The organism is Bacteroides sp. GM023 (assembly GCF_014750685.1).
Taxonomy (GTDB): domain Bacteria; phylum Bacteroidota; class Bacteroidia; order Bacteroidales; family Bacteroidaceae; genus Bacteroides.
Genome location: NZ_JAAXGE010000009.1, coordinates 43,110 through 59,846, shown reverse-complemented (window position 1 = coordinate 59,846; position 16,737 = coordinate 43,110). Strand labels below are relative to the sequence as shown.

The window sequence follows — 16,737 nt, the reverse complement described above, 5'->3', positions numbered from 1 at the left end:
ATATCGCCCTATTGACATAACCATATCAATAGGGCGATACTAATTTATATATTCTCATTCAATGATACAAGAGAATAAAAACAGCAATCTTATAAACTGCTCTTCTTCACAATATCCGCCAATTCTTTGTCTGTGAGATTCTCACATTCAGATTTATCGTAAATAGTCAGAAGAACAATGTTAGTATCTGTTTTTGAGATTAATGCTGTAAGAGTAATGACTCTTGCTCCGCCACTTTTGCCTTTCCCTTTGGAAGAGATTGCCATGCGTACTTTATGCAGTCCCTTACCCAAATCAACTCCCTGCTGTGGATTCTGCCTTAATGAGTCCAGTAAATCAGCAAAATCCTGTTGCATTGATTTATAGTGTTTGCTCAATCTTTTCAATTCCCTCTTAAATAAAGAGGTAGCTACAATATTACAATTCATTAAGTAAATCTTCTGCTGAAATCCCTTTCGCCTTTCCTTCGCGTATCAGCCGGGCTTCCTCACACGCTTCCCTCAAGTCACTCAATACCTCTGTTTTGGTTCGAGGTTTATATTCTTCACAATCTTCTTTCACAACATTTACATTAGTTGATGATTCGCTATGAAGCACCATCTTCACCTTATCCAGTAATTGACGACTATTCGACATTAGTATCTCACGGGCCAATTCTGCTTTATATGCTTCCAGTTCCATTGAATTGTCCATTGTTATCTCCTTTCTTCTTTCATTTAAGTAAGTACAAAGATAACGAAAGTAACCGGAAACAGGTTCATTTATCCGTTTTTTATTCCTATCTTTGTACACAGAAAGATTATAAATACAGGATTAATAACAAGCCCAAACCGCAATGAAAAAACTAGCAATATTCGATTTGGATGGTACATTACTGAATACTATCGCCGACCTGGCACACAGTACCAACTACGCTTTAAATAAACTGGGATACCCCACACATGAGATAGAAAAGTATAACTTCATGGTAGGAAACGGGGTCAACAAACTATTTGAACGTGCACTGCCCGAAGGAGAAAAGACAGAAGAAAATGTTCGTCGCGTACGCAATGAATTTGTTCCTCATTACGACATTCATAATGCAGATGACAGCCGCCCTTATCCGGGTATTTCTGAACTATTATCCTATTTGCAATCCGAAGGAGTTCAGCTTGCCGTAGCTTCCAATAAATATCAGGCTGCTACCGAAAAGCTTGTTGCCCACTACTTTCCCGAAACTCATTTTACTGCCGTATTCGGTCAACGGGAAGGGGTGAATGTTAAACCTGACCCGATTATTGTCTTTGATATATTACAACTGGCTAATGTAGAAAAAAAAGATGTTCTCTATATAGGCGACTCGGGAGTAGATATGCAAACGGCTGCCAACGCAGGAGTTACCGCTTGCGGAGTGACATGGGGATTTCGTCCCAAGAGTGAACTGGAAGAGTTTAATCCGGCATATATAGCAGATGCTGCTGAAAAGATTAAAGAATTGGTTCTTTTGTGATGATAGCCTTTACTAAAATAATTATAATTCGGCAAGCAGGACTTCAATAGTTTCAATAAGTTCTCTTGCCGGAGCCTTTATCGTACTGATTTCATCCTCCGATATTGAATAAATGCAATTATAATCTCCTTTCTGCCGCAATTGTTCCATACGTGCCAAAAAACTTCCCAAACGTGAACTTATTTTACCAGTTTTTATAAAATTCAAACCAAAGCAAGCTATCAATCCATCATGAGTCTTACATGACAATCCATTTTGTATTAACAAGGCTTGAACTGCATGAAAACATGCATAGTAGTATCTATTGGAAGCAATATCCCAATACTTCATATCAAACATTTCATCTGCTTGTTTTAGAAATACTTTAGCTTTCTCTAATTGCAATATTACTAAAGAATTGCGTTCTTCATCTGTCAATTTCATATCAATTCAATTCCTTCCTGTTCTACATTTTTATAAAAGGGGGTAATGCAACTTGCAGCCCATTCTTTCACGGTATACATAATCGGATTAATCCGCGCTCCCAAGTCCCATCCCAACATAGTTAATGGGAAACTTACCTTATCATAATCTTCAGACTCCAGTTTTTCTTTATCTAAAATAATCAAAATATCCCAATCAGAATCAACCCGTGCATCCCCACGAGCTTGAGAACCAAACAACAACGCTTTTCCTCCTTTTGGCAAATGCTCCGTTAATGTCTGCTTAATAGACTCTAATACTTTATTTGCATGACTACTTTTCATATTTGTTTCTCCTTTACTCTTTTACAAATATACGATAAATATCAATTCAACAAATATGACTTACGAAGAAATTGCTCTTGCCAAGAACTCATACTTAGTTATTATCTACGATTAATGTGTATAAAGTGATATTCCTTTTCATATTTCCGTTTATTAAAATATTGTTCTGTTTGGGTATTGTATTGGTTATCATCAACATCTCTTAGCATATTGATATCTTCATTCTGCTGTGCAATTATCAACGACAGTACAAATATTATAAAAATTAGTACTATGTAACCTAATGCTAATAAGTAAGCAAGCATTTTGTGCCAATAGAAAAACACTTTAAAATCACTAATTATGCCCATATTCTCAATGTTAAATAATTTATTGGTTTACCGCAATGCCAATAAAAAAGGCGCGGAAACTATTAGTATATTACCCTCTAGAAGGCTCTGGTAAGCCCGTGCTCGAATAATAAGTAATAGCTCCACGCCCGTTGAGGTATATAACAAGAATATATACAACATGGACGTGGAGAACGGTCACTTATTATCTGCGAACACAAAAATTTACCAGATTTTCTAAAGCAGACAATAAAAAACGCTATCTCCAATAATAAAAAACGCATCCTCCTAAGAAGATACTCCGCAAATATAATTATATTTTTCTGATATATTCATGCATAAGCCGTTTTTTCAAAGAAGTAGTATATGTTTAATTTATTAAGCGTCTATCTGACGATTTTGGTAACTTCAATTCAGTCACGAAAAAGATTTTATCAACTTGTATCATCCTGATTTTAGTGGTTCTTTTGCTATTTAGTTGAAATGTTCATTATGATAGGGGAAATGAACCAAATGCTTATGATTCTTTTTAGGCACGGATTACACGGATTTCACAGTTCTAGCGCAGTGAGTGCGCAAAGCTACCGCGTAATCCGTGCCTAATCCTTAATTTATAATTTAGTTCATTTCTTACTGTTTTGAATTAAATCACAATATCCGTTCTCTAAAGTTTGAAAATGCAAAAACATCTTGCACCTTACACTAATCGGACTCATTTATCTGACATACAACCATTTAATGCAGTGTAAGATACAGTTGCAGATACGTGTAAGATAAAGGTATCTTACACACTGTTCCGTCTTAATTTTGTTATATGTCGCCCTATCATTTATCTAGGCATATTTATAGAAGATATGTAGTAATTTACCGAATCTATACATGAATGCCTTGTTCATACCGGTAAACAATCTGTTTTGTGCCGCGAAACAAAGTATTCTCTATAGCGAAACAAAGTGTTTAGCGCCTTGAAACAGTTTGTTTCAAGCCTGCAAACAGTTTGTTTCAAGCGCTTGAAACAAAATAAAACAGCCGTCAATCGGATATGAGCCAATAAGTAATCGCGAGATAACGTGCAAGATAAAAGTATCTTACACACATCTTCCACTGTATCTTGCACTGTATTAAATGGTTGTATATCAAATAAATGAGCCCGATTAGTGTAAGGTGCAAGATGTTTTTGCGTTTTCAAACTTTAAAAGTGTTATGACATGAAAGTTAGTCTCGTTTAGCTCATATCTATACAGAATAGCGACCGTCTTTTATTGCCGATACTTCTAATTGTTGCAAAGATACGATTTCAGACTGCTTTCCCTTTTATACAATCCTCAATACGGGGTCAGACTTCTTCACACACCGACATATCCATCCCTTTATATACCACCACAATCTTGTGCAGTTTCGTAGTGCCGACAGCCCGTTTCACAGTCTCCGTTTCCGCATAGCGGTTGGCTTGCTCGATAGCTTCCCGACGCAGTTCTTCCACACGGTTTTCAGGGTCCTTGTATTTTGCATACTTCAATTCTACAATATAACTGTGCGTCATATCAGAATAAATATCCAACAAAGGGCATAGGAATATATCAACGTAACCCGCTTGCGTGTCTTGCTCAGAGATAGGACGATAAAAGCGGTTCTGAGCTGTCATGGCAAGAGTGAAGCCGTGGACGAAAAATTCCCCTTTCTGTTTGTCACGTTGGGAAGCATAGCGTTTCAGACAGTCGGCAATATAACTGAAATAAGCTTTCCAGTCGCCGTCGTAGGCAAGTCGACTGGAAAGTTCACTCTTCTCGTAGCTACTAAAACTCAGGTCTGCATCATTGTATGTATTCAGCAAATAGGTATAAAGCTGCTCCTGCACCACTTGGTTAGGGATGGTCAGTTTAGTCTCTCCTCTATGTAATCCGCTGATAGTGAGCATACCGAAATAGTAGAGCAAACTCACAAAGTTATCAGGATTGGTGATGCTGACAGCAGGGAACCCTTTCTTTAACTCTCCGGTAATATAACCTTGACTTACTAAAGTCTGGACAACAGAAGCATCATGGGCAAACTCCTTGTCTTTTCGGATGAGCATACGCAATTTTTCGTAATCGATACGGATATTATCTTCTACCATATCTCGTGGCGCCTTGCCACTCATTATATAGTTCTTAACAAAATAGAGCACCATATTAGAATTATACATTGTGGTATCACCGTAGCATTCCTGCGCAAAACAATAGTTGTCATACCACGGCTTCATTATTCCTATCAGTTCGTCTACAGTATGCCGGAAAGGGCTGTTTGTCGAATAGTAAGTCAGCATTTCGCGCACTTCCCCTTCAGTGAATCCCATCATTTCGTTAAATTCGGATGTGAGCGAGTAATTGGTACCAATGTTGAATCCACTAGTCAAATCGTCCATCGTCACGGGGCTGACACCCGTTATGAAACAGCGTTTGATGCTGGAATAGGTTCCTGCCTTAACCTTGTTGAAGAAGGCACGGAGATAACCTTCGCCATGTGTTTCGTTGGTATAGCGATACAGGCTTTCGGGGTCGGAAAGTATAGCGTTGGTGAAGTGGTCGTACTCATCGATAAAAAGATAAATATCCCGACCGGCACGTTCACACTCATGATAAAGAAAGTCGAGCTGATTGACTGCCCCATCCTTTTCGTCCAGTCTCTCTTTGATGCCTTGCGGCAGAAGGTCGGCATAGACTTCGCAGAAATAGTCAAAACAAATTTGGCAATGCGCATCCAGTCCTTCACGGTAGTTACTCAGTTCACCGACGATACCGGAGAAATTGAGATAAAGCACCAGATAACTATTACGGTCACGCGTGGGATACTTGCCTATATATAAATCTCCAAAGAGTTCATCGAATTTGTCTTTAGTACGCACATCATAATAGTGTTGTAGCACATTCAGCGTCAAACTTTTGCCGAAGCGTCGGGGGCGGATGAAGAAAAAGAAACGGTCTGCCTGTTCTATTAGAGGTATGAAATGGGTTTTGTCAACATAATAATAGTCTTCACGACGAATTAATGCGAAGTTCATCATACCGTAAGGAATGCGCTTTCTGTCCGGAAATAAATATTTTTCCATTACTTTATGCTTTAATGAAATAAGTACTCTGCAAATGACAGAAACAAAGATAATCTCTTTCTGCCATTCTCACAAACAAAAGCACTTCCTTTTTGGTTTACTCTTTCACAAAGGGAAAATTATCCCTGACATGATTTGTTTCTATTTCGTAAACACAATCTCCCCCTTACGTCCGCCACCACGAAAAAATAGTTCATAAATACCATTATCGGAATCTTTTACCTCAAGAATATCCAGCTCCGTTATTTTGGTTTGTTCATTCCGGACAATCGTTTTAAGGATAGCATCCGTTTTTTGTCCGGTCGTAAGTCCGCCTTTCCATGTCAGCAGGTATTGTTTTCCTTCTGCAATATTAGTTATGGCAACTTTTTCGGTGAATACGGTTACACACCAGTTATTCGGCTGTTCCAGTTCGACGGTAATGTCCCAAATGAAATGGGGATATACAGTTACATCGGATTCTCCCGCTGGAATTTCCTCTTTACTGCATGAAGTGATAAAAGCACATAGCAATAGTATGACAGTTATTGTCTTCCCAAATATATTCAATTTTCCGGTTATCATCATTTTACTATTTTATAAGTTTACATATTCCTGCATCATCTGACAATTTTCAGTTTAGCAATTCCCCCATCATCTGTTGTCGCTTTTAAAACTATCTCCCCTCTATACGGAGACAAATCTATTTGTCCTTCAGATAATGAGTTCTCTTTTCCATTAACATAGAATCTCGTAAATGTTTCCGCTCCGACACCTACAACTCTGGCAATATTTCCTTCAACAAGGATAGCGGCTTCTTCCAACCAATCGTAAACAGCATCTTTGTTTCCTGCTCCAACAAAGCAGCCCATTCCAGTGTCATACAATTTGCTATTCGTTTTTAACCGCAGAAAATCTATATCCGGGAGACTGCCGTCTGCTTTACGGGATAAGGTAAGCTGAGAAGCATCCAAGCTAATAAAATCATCATCCGCCACAGCCATATCTACCGGGAGAAAAGAGTTATTGGTGATTTCACATTCTACCTGATTAACATCTATGATATGCTTTCCCGATGACCTCGGCTTATGAGACAAGTTATTCCTGATGATATGACCATAGCCCGGCACATCAACCGCTTCGGACACAGTTTTCCTATTCAGCATACAGAAATTGGATGGGTTCTGATAACCTGTATTGTTGTACCAGACTATTCCGCCCAAATGATGATTGGCATAGAACCCTTTATTTTTATTCTTATATGCCAAACAGAACTGAACGATATGCATCGGAATGACTTCGGGAGCTTTAGGAGCATCACTCATACCATATCCACCGGCTTTAAATCCTGTGCCGTCTCCTGCACCTGTATTATCAGTCTTATAACCATTGAGGAAAGACCAGCAATTTTCAATGGTGAAAGCGGCCTGACAATTAATCAAGTCGAATCCGTCATCACTGTTGTACCACGCACGGCATCCCCGGAATACATTGCCCGTGTATTGCGGAGAGACAAGATGTCCGCCGAATCCGTCAACGTTTCCACCCCTGCCGCTATCGGATACAGGGTCATAGTTATTGTACGCATCACAGTTCAGCACGAGGTTGTCTTTGCCTTTCACGATATAGAATCCGATAGCCATGCCGTCATGCATGGATAAGCGTTCATAGATATTATTATTTCCCCCTTCGTTACGGAAACATTCTGACTGTGTATGTCCTGTGATGGTTACTTGCGTACCTGTCACCTCTATATTTCTGAAATGCAGGTACGAGCCACTGACGTAAAATACAATAACCCGTTCGTTGACGGGCTTCACCTCTGAAAGGTCGAATACCGGATGTTCATTCTTATAGCCGGAATAGCAGATTCGTTTATCCGCGCTCGTTCCGCTTTTATCCATCTTGAATACACGGCTCCAGGTAGTGCTTCCCGCCGTATAGTGTTCCATCACTTCGGCTTCCGTCACCTTGTATATTCCCTGACGGATATAAACCGTATCTCCGGCTACTACTTTCGATTGTGCCTTACTCAAAGTGGCGAAAGGTTTGTCAATCGTTCCACTATCAGAGTCATTTCCATTCGTTGCAACAAAGTAATTCGTTGCTGACAGGGAGATAAATATTCCTATAAAAGAAAGAAAAAGAAAAATACGTTTCATAATATAAAGTGTATGATAGAGCAACAAAACTTTTTAATCACTTCAATTCTAATTCTCCTTTGCCATTTAGCACATATCTTTTCCCGTCCTTTTTCAAATGATGTTCTGTCCCATTTTCATAAATAGCAGGAATAATAATCGTACCCTTTTTATCAATAGCTCCCCATTTTCCTTTCACCACAGTATGTTCATTATCTACTTTTACCCAAATACCATCTTTACAGAATATTGCATATCCATTTTCCTGAAAAGGATAGACAAAACAGAACTGAGGTTTAATAACAATTTGCCCATTCATATTTGCAAATCCGATTTTGCCATTTTCAATAATCCGAAACAGACCATTAGATATTCTATCAGGTAAGACTTCATAATTACAAACTTGAAATAGGATGTGCTCATTTCTATCAATAGCATAAATACCTTTTTTATCCTTAATGGCTACAAATGCGATTTTATCAAATTCAGCGGTATAAATATCTGCATATTTCCCAGCAGGTATAACAATTTTCCCATTGGCATCCATAAAACCTGCTACTGACTCATCCTTTGTAAAGTCAGGATAATATATATACAATTTTGAATCTTGAGCAAACAGATATGCTGAAAGAGGTAATAATATCATTAAAATAATTCTTGCTTTCATATAGCATAGATTTAAAAGGTTATTTATTACTGAAATAATAGGATAAACGTCTCTTATTGATAACTGATTTCTATTTTACTATCGACATTGTGCTCCTGTTTCACCCGGCTTTTATCTTCCACTTCCAAACGAATATCACTCAACTGGAAGTTCTTGCCATATACAATTTTTCCGGCTGATTTCACTTGGGCATTGACATTTGAAATGTAGAAGTTTTCAATGCGCAAGGTATCGTTCCATCCTGAAGCGGCAATAAAACGTTTGGCTCTTTCCGCCTTTACATGAGAGAAATAGACATTACGGAAATAAGGATACCCCTTCTCTTTCGGTTCTACCGGAGTCAGCATCACTTTCCAATGTGCCGGGATTTCTTTTCCTTTATATTCTGCAGGCAATTCCGAATAACTGTATTTCGGATGCCAGTTCAAGTCCACACCCAGCACATTGGAAACACTGTCGGCTTCCACACGGGTGATATAGATATTCTCTATTGTCCCACCACGATTCATGGAAGATTTGAGACGGAGTACAGAACCGGTGCCGGATGCTTTCAAGTCATATGCCAGTACATTGCGGATACTGCCGGAAGTCTCACTGCCACAAGTGATGAGTCCCGCGCCTTTACGGGCGGTACAGTTACGCACTACCACATTTTCCGTGGGGCGGTTCACACGCAAGCCATCCGCATCCCGTCCGGCTTTAATACAGATATTATCATCGTTGCAGTCTACTTCACAGTTTTCTATCAGAATATTGGTGGACGAGTCTATGTCGATGCCGTCCGTACTCGGGCCATGTCCGCCGATGTTATTGTTTATAGTAACACCATTTACGGAACATTGGTCGGAATATAGTATTTGGCAAGCCCAAAAGCCGGTGCGCATCAATGTGAAATCTTTCAAGGTGATATGCTTGCTGTTTGAGACAAGAATTCCCCGCACCCGCTTGCAGTCATAGTCTACAATCCAACGAAGATTTCTCTTTTCGTAATCCTCACGCATCTTCCAGTATTTATCCCAAAAGACTTTTCCCCGGCAGTCGATGACTCCTTCTCCGGTGATGGCTGCATTCTCCGCATCCAGGATATTCAGGACGGCAGAAGGCCAGACCATTTCAATACCTGCGATACGGGAAGGAAATTCAGGATAATCGGAAATCGCTTCGCTGGCTACCAATGTAGTTCCTTTGGAAAGATGAAGGTTTACACCGCTCTTGATGAATAAGGCCCCGATGTGGTAAGTACCTGCCGGAATCACTACCGTTCCCCCACCCATCCGGTTACAGGAATCAATAGCCAGTTGAATAGGATATGTGTTCAGAACAGACGTATCGTTTTGTAAGCCGAAATGTACAGCATTCAGTTGTGTTGTTGCAGGCGTCTTTAATGCGCCCACCTGTTGAGCCCATGACAAATTGGGTTGCACCGGAACTTCGCCCCAGTCATAAGAGGCAGGAGTCGTTTTTCTTGGAGTACTAAGTCCTATGAAAGCCAATAGTACGATAGATAAAAGATACTTCATATGCATGTATTAAATTTCACGTTGCTAAATTACGCCGTTCCATACAAGCGGAAATGTACAGATGTACGTAAAGCATAGATTATCGTATCCTGTGTACTTAAATCTAAGAAAATGAACAATAATCATAGTTATTCCATGCTTTCCGTACATTTTTCTATCCCTTACTCTGAAAAGAAAGCTACTTTTGCAGTATATAAAATTTTAGTTTTACCAGATATAGAAATGAAGAAACACATCAAACAAGTATTAGGTATCTTATTGGTATGCTCCGTATCAACAGCCATAGCACAACCTGATTACAACTACTCCAAAATGCAACGGGAGAAGCTGAACCGGGGAGTCATAGCTATCCGTGAAAACGAATCGGATGTAGTAATCTCATGGAGATACTTATCTTCCGACCCCATCAAAACCGCCTTCAATGTGTACAGGGATGGCAAGAAAATAACTGAAAAGCCCGTAGACGTCAGTACGATGTATCGCGACCGTAACAAAAGCAAGAACGCCGTAGTCTATGAAGTACGCCCTGTATTGAAAGGGAAAGAGACTCACCATATCGACGGAAGTTATACGCTCCCTGCCGATGCTCCGACAGGCTATCTCAATATTCCTTTGCAAAAACCGGCAGACGGGGTAACTCCTGCCGGAGATTCCTATACATACAGCCCGAATGACGCCAGCATCGGCGATGTCGATGGTGACGGAGAATACGAGATTATCCTGAAATGGGACCCGAGCAATTCGCATGACAATGCGCACGACGGCTACACGGGAGAAGTCTATATAGATTGCTACAAGCTGAACGGAAGCCATTTGTGGCGTATCAACCTGGGAAAGAACATACGTGCCGGAGCACACTACACCCAGTTTATGGTTTACGACCTCGACGGTGACGGCAAAGCGGAAATCGTGATACGAACGGCCGACGGAACGGTAGACGGAAAAGGAAACGTTATCGGTGACGCCCGGGCGGACTATCGCGAAGCCGGCTCATTGGACAAAAGAAAGAACAAAACAGTCAATCAAGGACGTATATTCAAAGGTAAAGAATACCTGACAGTGTTTTCGGGACTAACCGGAGAAGCCTTGAGTACCATAGATTATATCCCGCAACGGGGCAACTTAAAAGACTGGGGAGACAACCGTGCCAACCGCAGCGACCGTTTTTTGGCTTGTGTTGCCTATCTTGACGGAGTGCATCCAAGTGTTGTAATGTGTCGCGGTTATTATACGCGCACCGTGTTGGCTGCTTTCGACTGGAACGGAAAGGAGTTGAAAGAGCGTTGGGTGTTCGACACCAACAATCCCGGTTGTGAGGCTTATGCCGGACAAGGCAACCACAATCTTCGTGTAGGAGACGTGGACGGTGACGGATGCGATGAAATCATATATGGTTCATGTGCCATAGACCATGACGGCAAAGGATTATATTCTACCAGAATGGGACACGGGGATGCAATTCATCTCACCCATTTCGACCCTTCCCGCAAAGGTCTGCAAGTATGGGACTGCCACGAGAACAAGCGAGACGGTTCTACCTATCGTGATGCGGCTACCGGAGAAATTCTGTTGCAGATTAAGAGTGACCATGATGTAGGCCGTTGCATGGCGGCTGATATCGACCCTACCCAACCGGGAGTGGAAATGTGGTCGGGAGAGTCCGGCGGCATCCGTAATGTGAAAGGGGAAGTCATCGCCCCCAAACTAAGAGGAATGCCGACGAATATGGCTGTCTGGTGGGACGGGGATTTGCTTCGCGAACTTCTGGACAAGAATATTATCAGCAAATACGATTGGAACAAGAAAAAAGTCAATCCGTTAGTCAGGTTCGAGGGAGCTGTTTCCAACAACGGAACCAAATCAAATCCTTGTCTTCAAGGCGACATCATAGGCGACTGGCGCGAAGAAGTACTGATGCGCACAGAAGACAACACTTCCCTGCGGCTCTACGTATCGCCCGTGCCGACAGAATACAGATTCCATACATTCCTGGAAGACCCGATATACCGCATTAGCATAGCAACGCAAAACGTAGGCTACAATCAGCCTACACAACCCGGATTCTATTTCGGACCGGACTTGAAAGGTACTTTCAGAGGATATAAATTCAAATAACACCTTATGGAAAGAAATTGAACAAAGTAGATACGCCGCTTCTGATTGCCCCTGATATATTCAATTATATCAGGGGCAAAAGCGTCTCAAGAATATAGATGAATTACGAAAAAATACTATCTTTGCTTCTATAATAACACATATAAATCCAGTATGAGAAAGGCACTTTTACTATTAACATTCTTATATCTTTATCTTTGCCCGCTATCGGCATCTGTCGAAGTCCGTTCAAATAAGCTGACAACGGGGGATGGACTAGCCAATAATTCCATCCGGTATATGCAACAGGACAGCAAAGGATTTATCTGGATGGGAACGGTCAACGGATTAAGTTATTATGACGGGAACTCTTTCGTCAGCATCTATCCCGACCCGAATCTGCCTATCTCATTGGCAGACCCGCGTATCAGAAACATAGAAGAAGACGCGAACGGCTTTCTATGGATTGCCACCCTGTCGTCTATTTACAGTTGTTATGACCTGAAGCACGGTTGTTTTGTCGATTTCACAGGTTGCGGCGAATACAAACAGGCGTATTCTAAAAAGTTTATTGCATCCGACCAGTCCATTTGGTTATGGCACAATCAAAACGGTTGCCGCCGCGTGGTTTATGAAAACGGCAATTTTTCTTCACAAGCTTATCAAAAGGAGTTGGGTAACCTGCCGACCAATGAGGTACAATTTGTATATGAGAACGAAGTTACTCCGGGACATATATGGATAGGTACACGGCAGGGCTTGTGGAAATACCATGCGGGCAAGATGGAATCATTAGATACCAAAGGGCAAAGATGGGAGCACATCACTTCTGTCGGGCAGTACACTTGTATGATTACCGACAAAAACGAAATCTACCGTTACACTTCTTCCGGCAACCAACTGGAGAAAGTGGCTTCGCTAACCGAGCTTGGAGATGTGGGCAACGTCACCGGAAGTTTCTGCCTGCAACAGGAATGGATTCTATTTACCCCCAACGGTAGTTATGCACTGGATATTCCCACCGGGAAATTGCGCCGTTATTCTTCACTGAATATCAAAAACGGGGCAGTTGTCAGAGATAATAAAATGAATGTATGGGTACATAATTACACAGGCAATGTATGGTATGTCAACCGGACAACGGGAGATATAAAATCCTTCCGCTTCCTATCGCCCGAACACGTGGGGTATATTGATGTGGAACGGTATTCCATCATCCACGACTCCCGTGATATTATATGGATTACAACTTACGGAAACGGATTGTACGCATACGACCTCAATACCGGAGACTTGCAGCACTTCACCTTCGAAGTAGGCCATTCAAGCCATATCAACTCCAATTACCTGCAATATATCATTGAAGACCGTTCAGGTGGCATTTGGGTGAGTTCCGAATTTTCCGGCTTATCACATCTCGAAATTCTGAACAAGGGAACTATGCGTATCTATCCGAATGGAGAAAATAGTTCCGACCGTTCGAATACCATACGTATGTTGCTACGCACCAAGAATGGCAATGTCTACATGGCGAACCGGATGGGAGCATTATACAAGTATGATTCCGGTCTGAAAACCATGCTTCATAAAGAGGAATTCTCTCACAACGTGTACAGTATGTGTGAAGACGAGGAAGGGCAACTTTGGTTGGGTATGCGTGGCATCGGTCTGCGTGTAGGGGCTAATCAATGGTACCGGTATAACAGTAAGGACAAGAACTCCTTATCCAATGATAACGTATATTCCATCTATCGCGACCGTAAAGGAAGAATGTGGATAGCCACATTCGGCGGCGGGCTGAACCTCGCCGTAAAAACCGGAAACGGCTATGAATTCAAGCATTTCCTGCAAGACAGTTATGGCGAGAAGCGGGTACGCGTCATACAGGAAGACCAAAACGGAATGATGTGGGTAGGTACGAATAACGGGATTTACATCTTCCATCCCGACTCGCTGATACAATCACCGCAAAACTATGTCCTCTATAATCATGTAAAGGAAACTTTCCCCAGCAACGAAATCCGTTGTTTCCTGAACGACCAAAAAGGAAATATGTGGATTGGAACATCGGGAACCGGATTTGCGGTCTGCCGTCCGGGAAATAACTATGAGCACCTGACTTTCGACTGCTACGGAATCAAGGACGGGCTGACTAACGGTGTGATACAGTCTATCGTACAGGACAAAGATGATAAGTTATGGATTGCCACCGAGTACGGCATCTCCCGTTTTACTCCCAACACCAAGCAAATAGAAAATTACTTCTTCTCTTCTTATACACTGGGCAATGTGTATTCCGAGAATACATCCTGCATCAGTATCGACGGACGTTTATTATTCGGCACAAACTACGGACTCGTAGCCCTCGATGCCGGAAAAGTGGAGAACATGGAGAAGCCGGTATCGACTGTCTTTACCGGACTCCATATCAATGGCGCGTATATGCTTCCCGGCATGGAAGACTCTCCCCTGCACGAAACAATGTCATACACGCATCAGTTAAATCTGAAACATTATCAGAATTCAATCGTTGTCGCCTTCTCTACGTTCAACTTCCTGAGCGGTTCTTCCAAGTACTCTTACCGGCTCGAACCGTATGATTCGGAATGGAGTGTCCCCTCCAGTCAGAACCTTGCGACCTATCGTAATCTGCCGCCGGGCAACTATCAGTTATTGGTAAAGGCTTGCAATGTAGCCGGAATTTGGGGAGAAGAGAGTGCGATGGATATAGTCATTGCACCTCCTTTTTGGCAGACGACCTGGGCTTATCTGCTCTATATCATTCTGATTGGATTTGCCGGTTATTTCAGTTTCCGTATTATCCGGAACTTCAACAGGTTGCGCAACCGCATTTCGGTAGAAAATCAGTTGACCGAATTCAAGCTGGAGTTCTTTACCAATATATCGCATGAGTTCCGTACTCCGCTCACACTGATTCAGGGAGCACTGAACAAACTGGTCAGCATCGAGAATCCTCCGAAAGAGATGCAACGTCCCTTGAGAACGATGGATAAGAGCACCAAGAGGATGTTGCGCCTTATCAACCAGTTACTGGAATTCAGAAAGATGCAGAAGAACAAGCTGGCTCTGTCTCTCGAAGAGACGGATGTCATCGCTTTCTTATACGAGATATTCCTCAGTTTCAAGGATACGAGCGAATCCAAGAATATGGATTTCAACTTCGAGCCTTCACAGCCTGCCTGTAAGATGTTTATTGATAAGGGAAATTTGGATAAGGTGACTTACAATCTGTTGTCGAACGCCTTTAAATATACGCCTTCCAATGGTAAGATTACCTTCAAGGTGGATATTCTCGAAGATAAGAAGCAGCTTCGTATCCGGGTGATTGACAATGGTATCGGCATCCCGAAAGAGAAGCGTGCCGAACTGTTCAAGCGGTTTATGCAGAGCAGTTTCTCGCACAGCAGTGTCGGAGTAGGGCTTCACCTGACGCATGAGCTTGTCAATCTGCACAAGGGTAGCATCACCTATGATGAGAATGAAGGCGGCGGGTCCGTCTTTACGGTCACGCTGCCGACCGATGCCGATGTGTATCAGGAGAAAGACTTTCTGATTCCAAACCAACTGTTGGTTGAAGAGGATGAACAGCATTACAAGGATTTCATCACCGAAGAGAAGTTGGAAGAGACTTTCCAACCACCTGTAGACCCATTGAATAAACGGAAAGTACTGATTATTGAAGACGACCATGATGTGCGCGAGTTTCTGAAAGAAGAAGTCGGGCGGTATTTTGAAGTTGTGGCCGAAGCGGATGGTATCAGCGGACTGGAACGTGCACAGAAGTATGATGCCGACCTGATTCTCTGTGATGTACTGATGCCGGGAATGAATGGATTTGAAGTAACCCGCAAGCTGAAGAATGAATTTGCCACCAGCCATATACCTATTATATTGCTGACTGCTCTCGGAATGGAAGAAAAGCATCAGGAAGGTATCGAATCAGGGGCGGATGCGTATATTACAAAGCCCTTCAGCGTATCACTGCTGCTTGCCAGGATATTCAAGCTGATAGAGCAACGGGACAAGTTACGTCAGAAGTATTCGAATGAACCGGGGCTGGTACATTCCGTCATCTGCACGAACAGTAAAGACCAGAAATTCTCGGCGAAGTTGAATGAGATTATTAACGAGCATATGACGGAAGCGGAATTTACCGTTGATGATTTCGCTAATCTGATGGGATTGGGACGCACCGTATTCTATAAGAAAGTGCGTGGAGTCACCGGATATTCGCCTAATGAATACCTGCGTGTCATACGCCTGAAGAAAGCTGCGGAGATGCTGCTGACCGAAGACCTCACCGTATCCGAGATTTCTTATAGCGTCGGGATTAACGACCCGTATTATTTCAGTAAATGTTTCAAGAACCAATTCGGCGTAGCTCCTTCCATTTATCAGAAAAACAAGGGGAAGATTCCTGCGGACGCAGCCACGGACGAAGATGCAACGGACGAAAATCAGGCATAGAACTTATGAGTTACCTTCCATGTACAAAGTCGCATTTTTCCGATGAAAAGGGCGGCTTTGTATCATTGTAGGTAGTCGCGTACGTATTTCAAGGTTATTTTTAGACGGATAGTATAATATTACATCCTTTCTGTACGAATCTCGGGGACGTTTTTTAAGCGATATGCTTCCTTTGCATCAAAAATTAATCACTTAG

At 42.1% G+C, this 16,737-nt stretch carries 12 protein-coding genes; 3 read left to right on the top strand and 9 right to left on the bottom strand.

Features of this window, described 5'->3' with window-relative positions; genetic code table 11:
• Positions 1-89: 89 nt before the first annotated feature.
• Together HC965_RS18455 and HC965_RS18450 are read right to left on the bottom strand one after the other, a co-directional pair.
• Positions 90-428, bottom strand: a complete 339-nt coding sequence (locus HC965_RS18455) for a type II toxin-antitoxin system RelE/ParE family toxin (RefSeq protein ID WP_191032829.1) — start codon at positions 426-428, stop codon at positions 90-92.
• On the bottom strand, positions 418-693 hold the full coding sequence (locus HC965_RS18450; protein WP_191032828.1) for a hypothetical protein: 276 nt from the start codon (positions 691-693) through the stop codon (positions 418-420). Before HC965_RS18450 ends, HC965_RS18455 begins: the two co-directional genes overlap by 11 nt.
• A gap of 142 nt (positions 694-835) precedes the next feature.
• On the opposite strand from HC965_RS18450, the gene HC965_RS18445 reads away from it, so the two are divergent.
• Complete coding sequence (locus HC965_RS18445) at positions 836-1,489, top strand: HAD family hydrolase (RefSeq protein ID WP_191032827.1); 654 nt, start codon at positions 836-838, stop codon at positions 1,487-1,489.
• A 21-nt stretch (positions 1,490-1,510) separates the two neighbouring features.
• Here the strand turns inward: HC965_RS18445 and HC965_RS18440 are convergent, their stop codons facing one another.
• From HC965_RS18440 to HC965_RS18410, 7 genes are all read right to left on the bottom strand, one after another.
• Positions 1,511-1,912, bottom strand: coding sequence for a HEPN domain-containing protein (locus HC965_RS18440; RefSeq protein ID WP_191032826.1), 402 nt, complete (start codon positions 1,910-1,912; stop codon positions 1,511-1,513).
• Positions 1,909-2,235 carry a nucleotidyltransferase domain-containing protein gene (locus HC965_RS18435; RefSeq protein ID WP_191032825.1) on the bottom strand — a complete coding sequence of 109 codons (327 nt, stop codon included), beginning with the start codon at positions 2,233-2,235 and terminating at the stop codon, positions 1,909-1,911. Before HC965_RS18435 ends, HC965_RS18440 begins: the two co-directional genes overlap by 4 nt.
• Positions 2,236-3,900: 1,665 nt before the next feature.
• Positions 3,901-5,652, bottom strand: a complete 1,752-nt coding sequence (locus tag HC965_RS18430; protein WP_191032824.1) for an AAA family ATPase — start codon at positions 5,650-5,652, stop codon at positions 3,901-3,903.
• 141 nt (positions 5,653-5,793) lie between these two features.
• A complete protein-coding gene (locus HC965_RS18425) occupies positions 5,794-6,219 on the bottom strand; it encodes a hypothetical protein (protein WP_191032823.1) in 426 nt (141 codons plus the stop codon).
• 32 nt (positions 6,220-6,251) lie between these two features.
• Positions 6,252-7,793, bottom strand: a complete 1,542-nt coding sequence (locus tag HC965_RS18420; protein WP_191032822.1) for a rhamnogalacturonan lyase domain-containing protein — start codon at positions 7,791-7,793, stop codon at positions 6,252-6,254.
• A gap of 37 nt (positions 7,794-7,830) precedes the next feature.
• Entirely contained in the window at positions 7,831-8,439 is a 609-nt protein-coding gene (locus tag HC965_RS18415) for a WG repeat-containing protein (RefSeq protein ID WP_191032821.1), read from the bottom strand.
• Between the two features lie 53 nt (positions 8,440-8,492).
• Entirely contained in the window at positions 8,493-9,959 is a 1,467-nt protein-coding gene (locus tag HC965_RS18410; RefSeq protein WP_191032820.1) for a glycoside hydrolase family 28 protein, read from the bottom strand.
• Positions 9,960-10,181: 222 nt separating this feature from the next.
• On the opposite strand from HC965_RS18410, the gene HC965_RS18405 reads away from it, so the two are divergent.
• On the top strand, positions 10,182-12,074 hold the full coding sequence (locus tag HC965_RS18405) for a rhamnogalacturonan lyase (protein WP_191033157.1): 1,893 nt from the start codon (positions 10,182-10,184) through the stop codon (positions 12,072-12,074).
• 153 nt (positions 12,075-12,227) lie between these two features.
• On the top strand, positions 12,228-16,541 hold the full coding sequence (locus HC965_RS18400) for a two-component regulator propeller domain-containing protein (protein WP_191032819.1): 4,314 nt from the start codon (positions 12,228-12,230) through the stop codon (positions 16,539-16,541).
• Positions 16,542-16,737 lie beyond the last annotated feature (196 nt).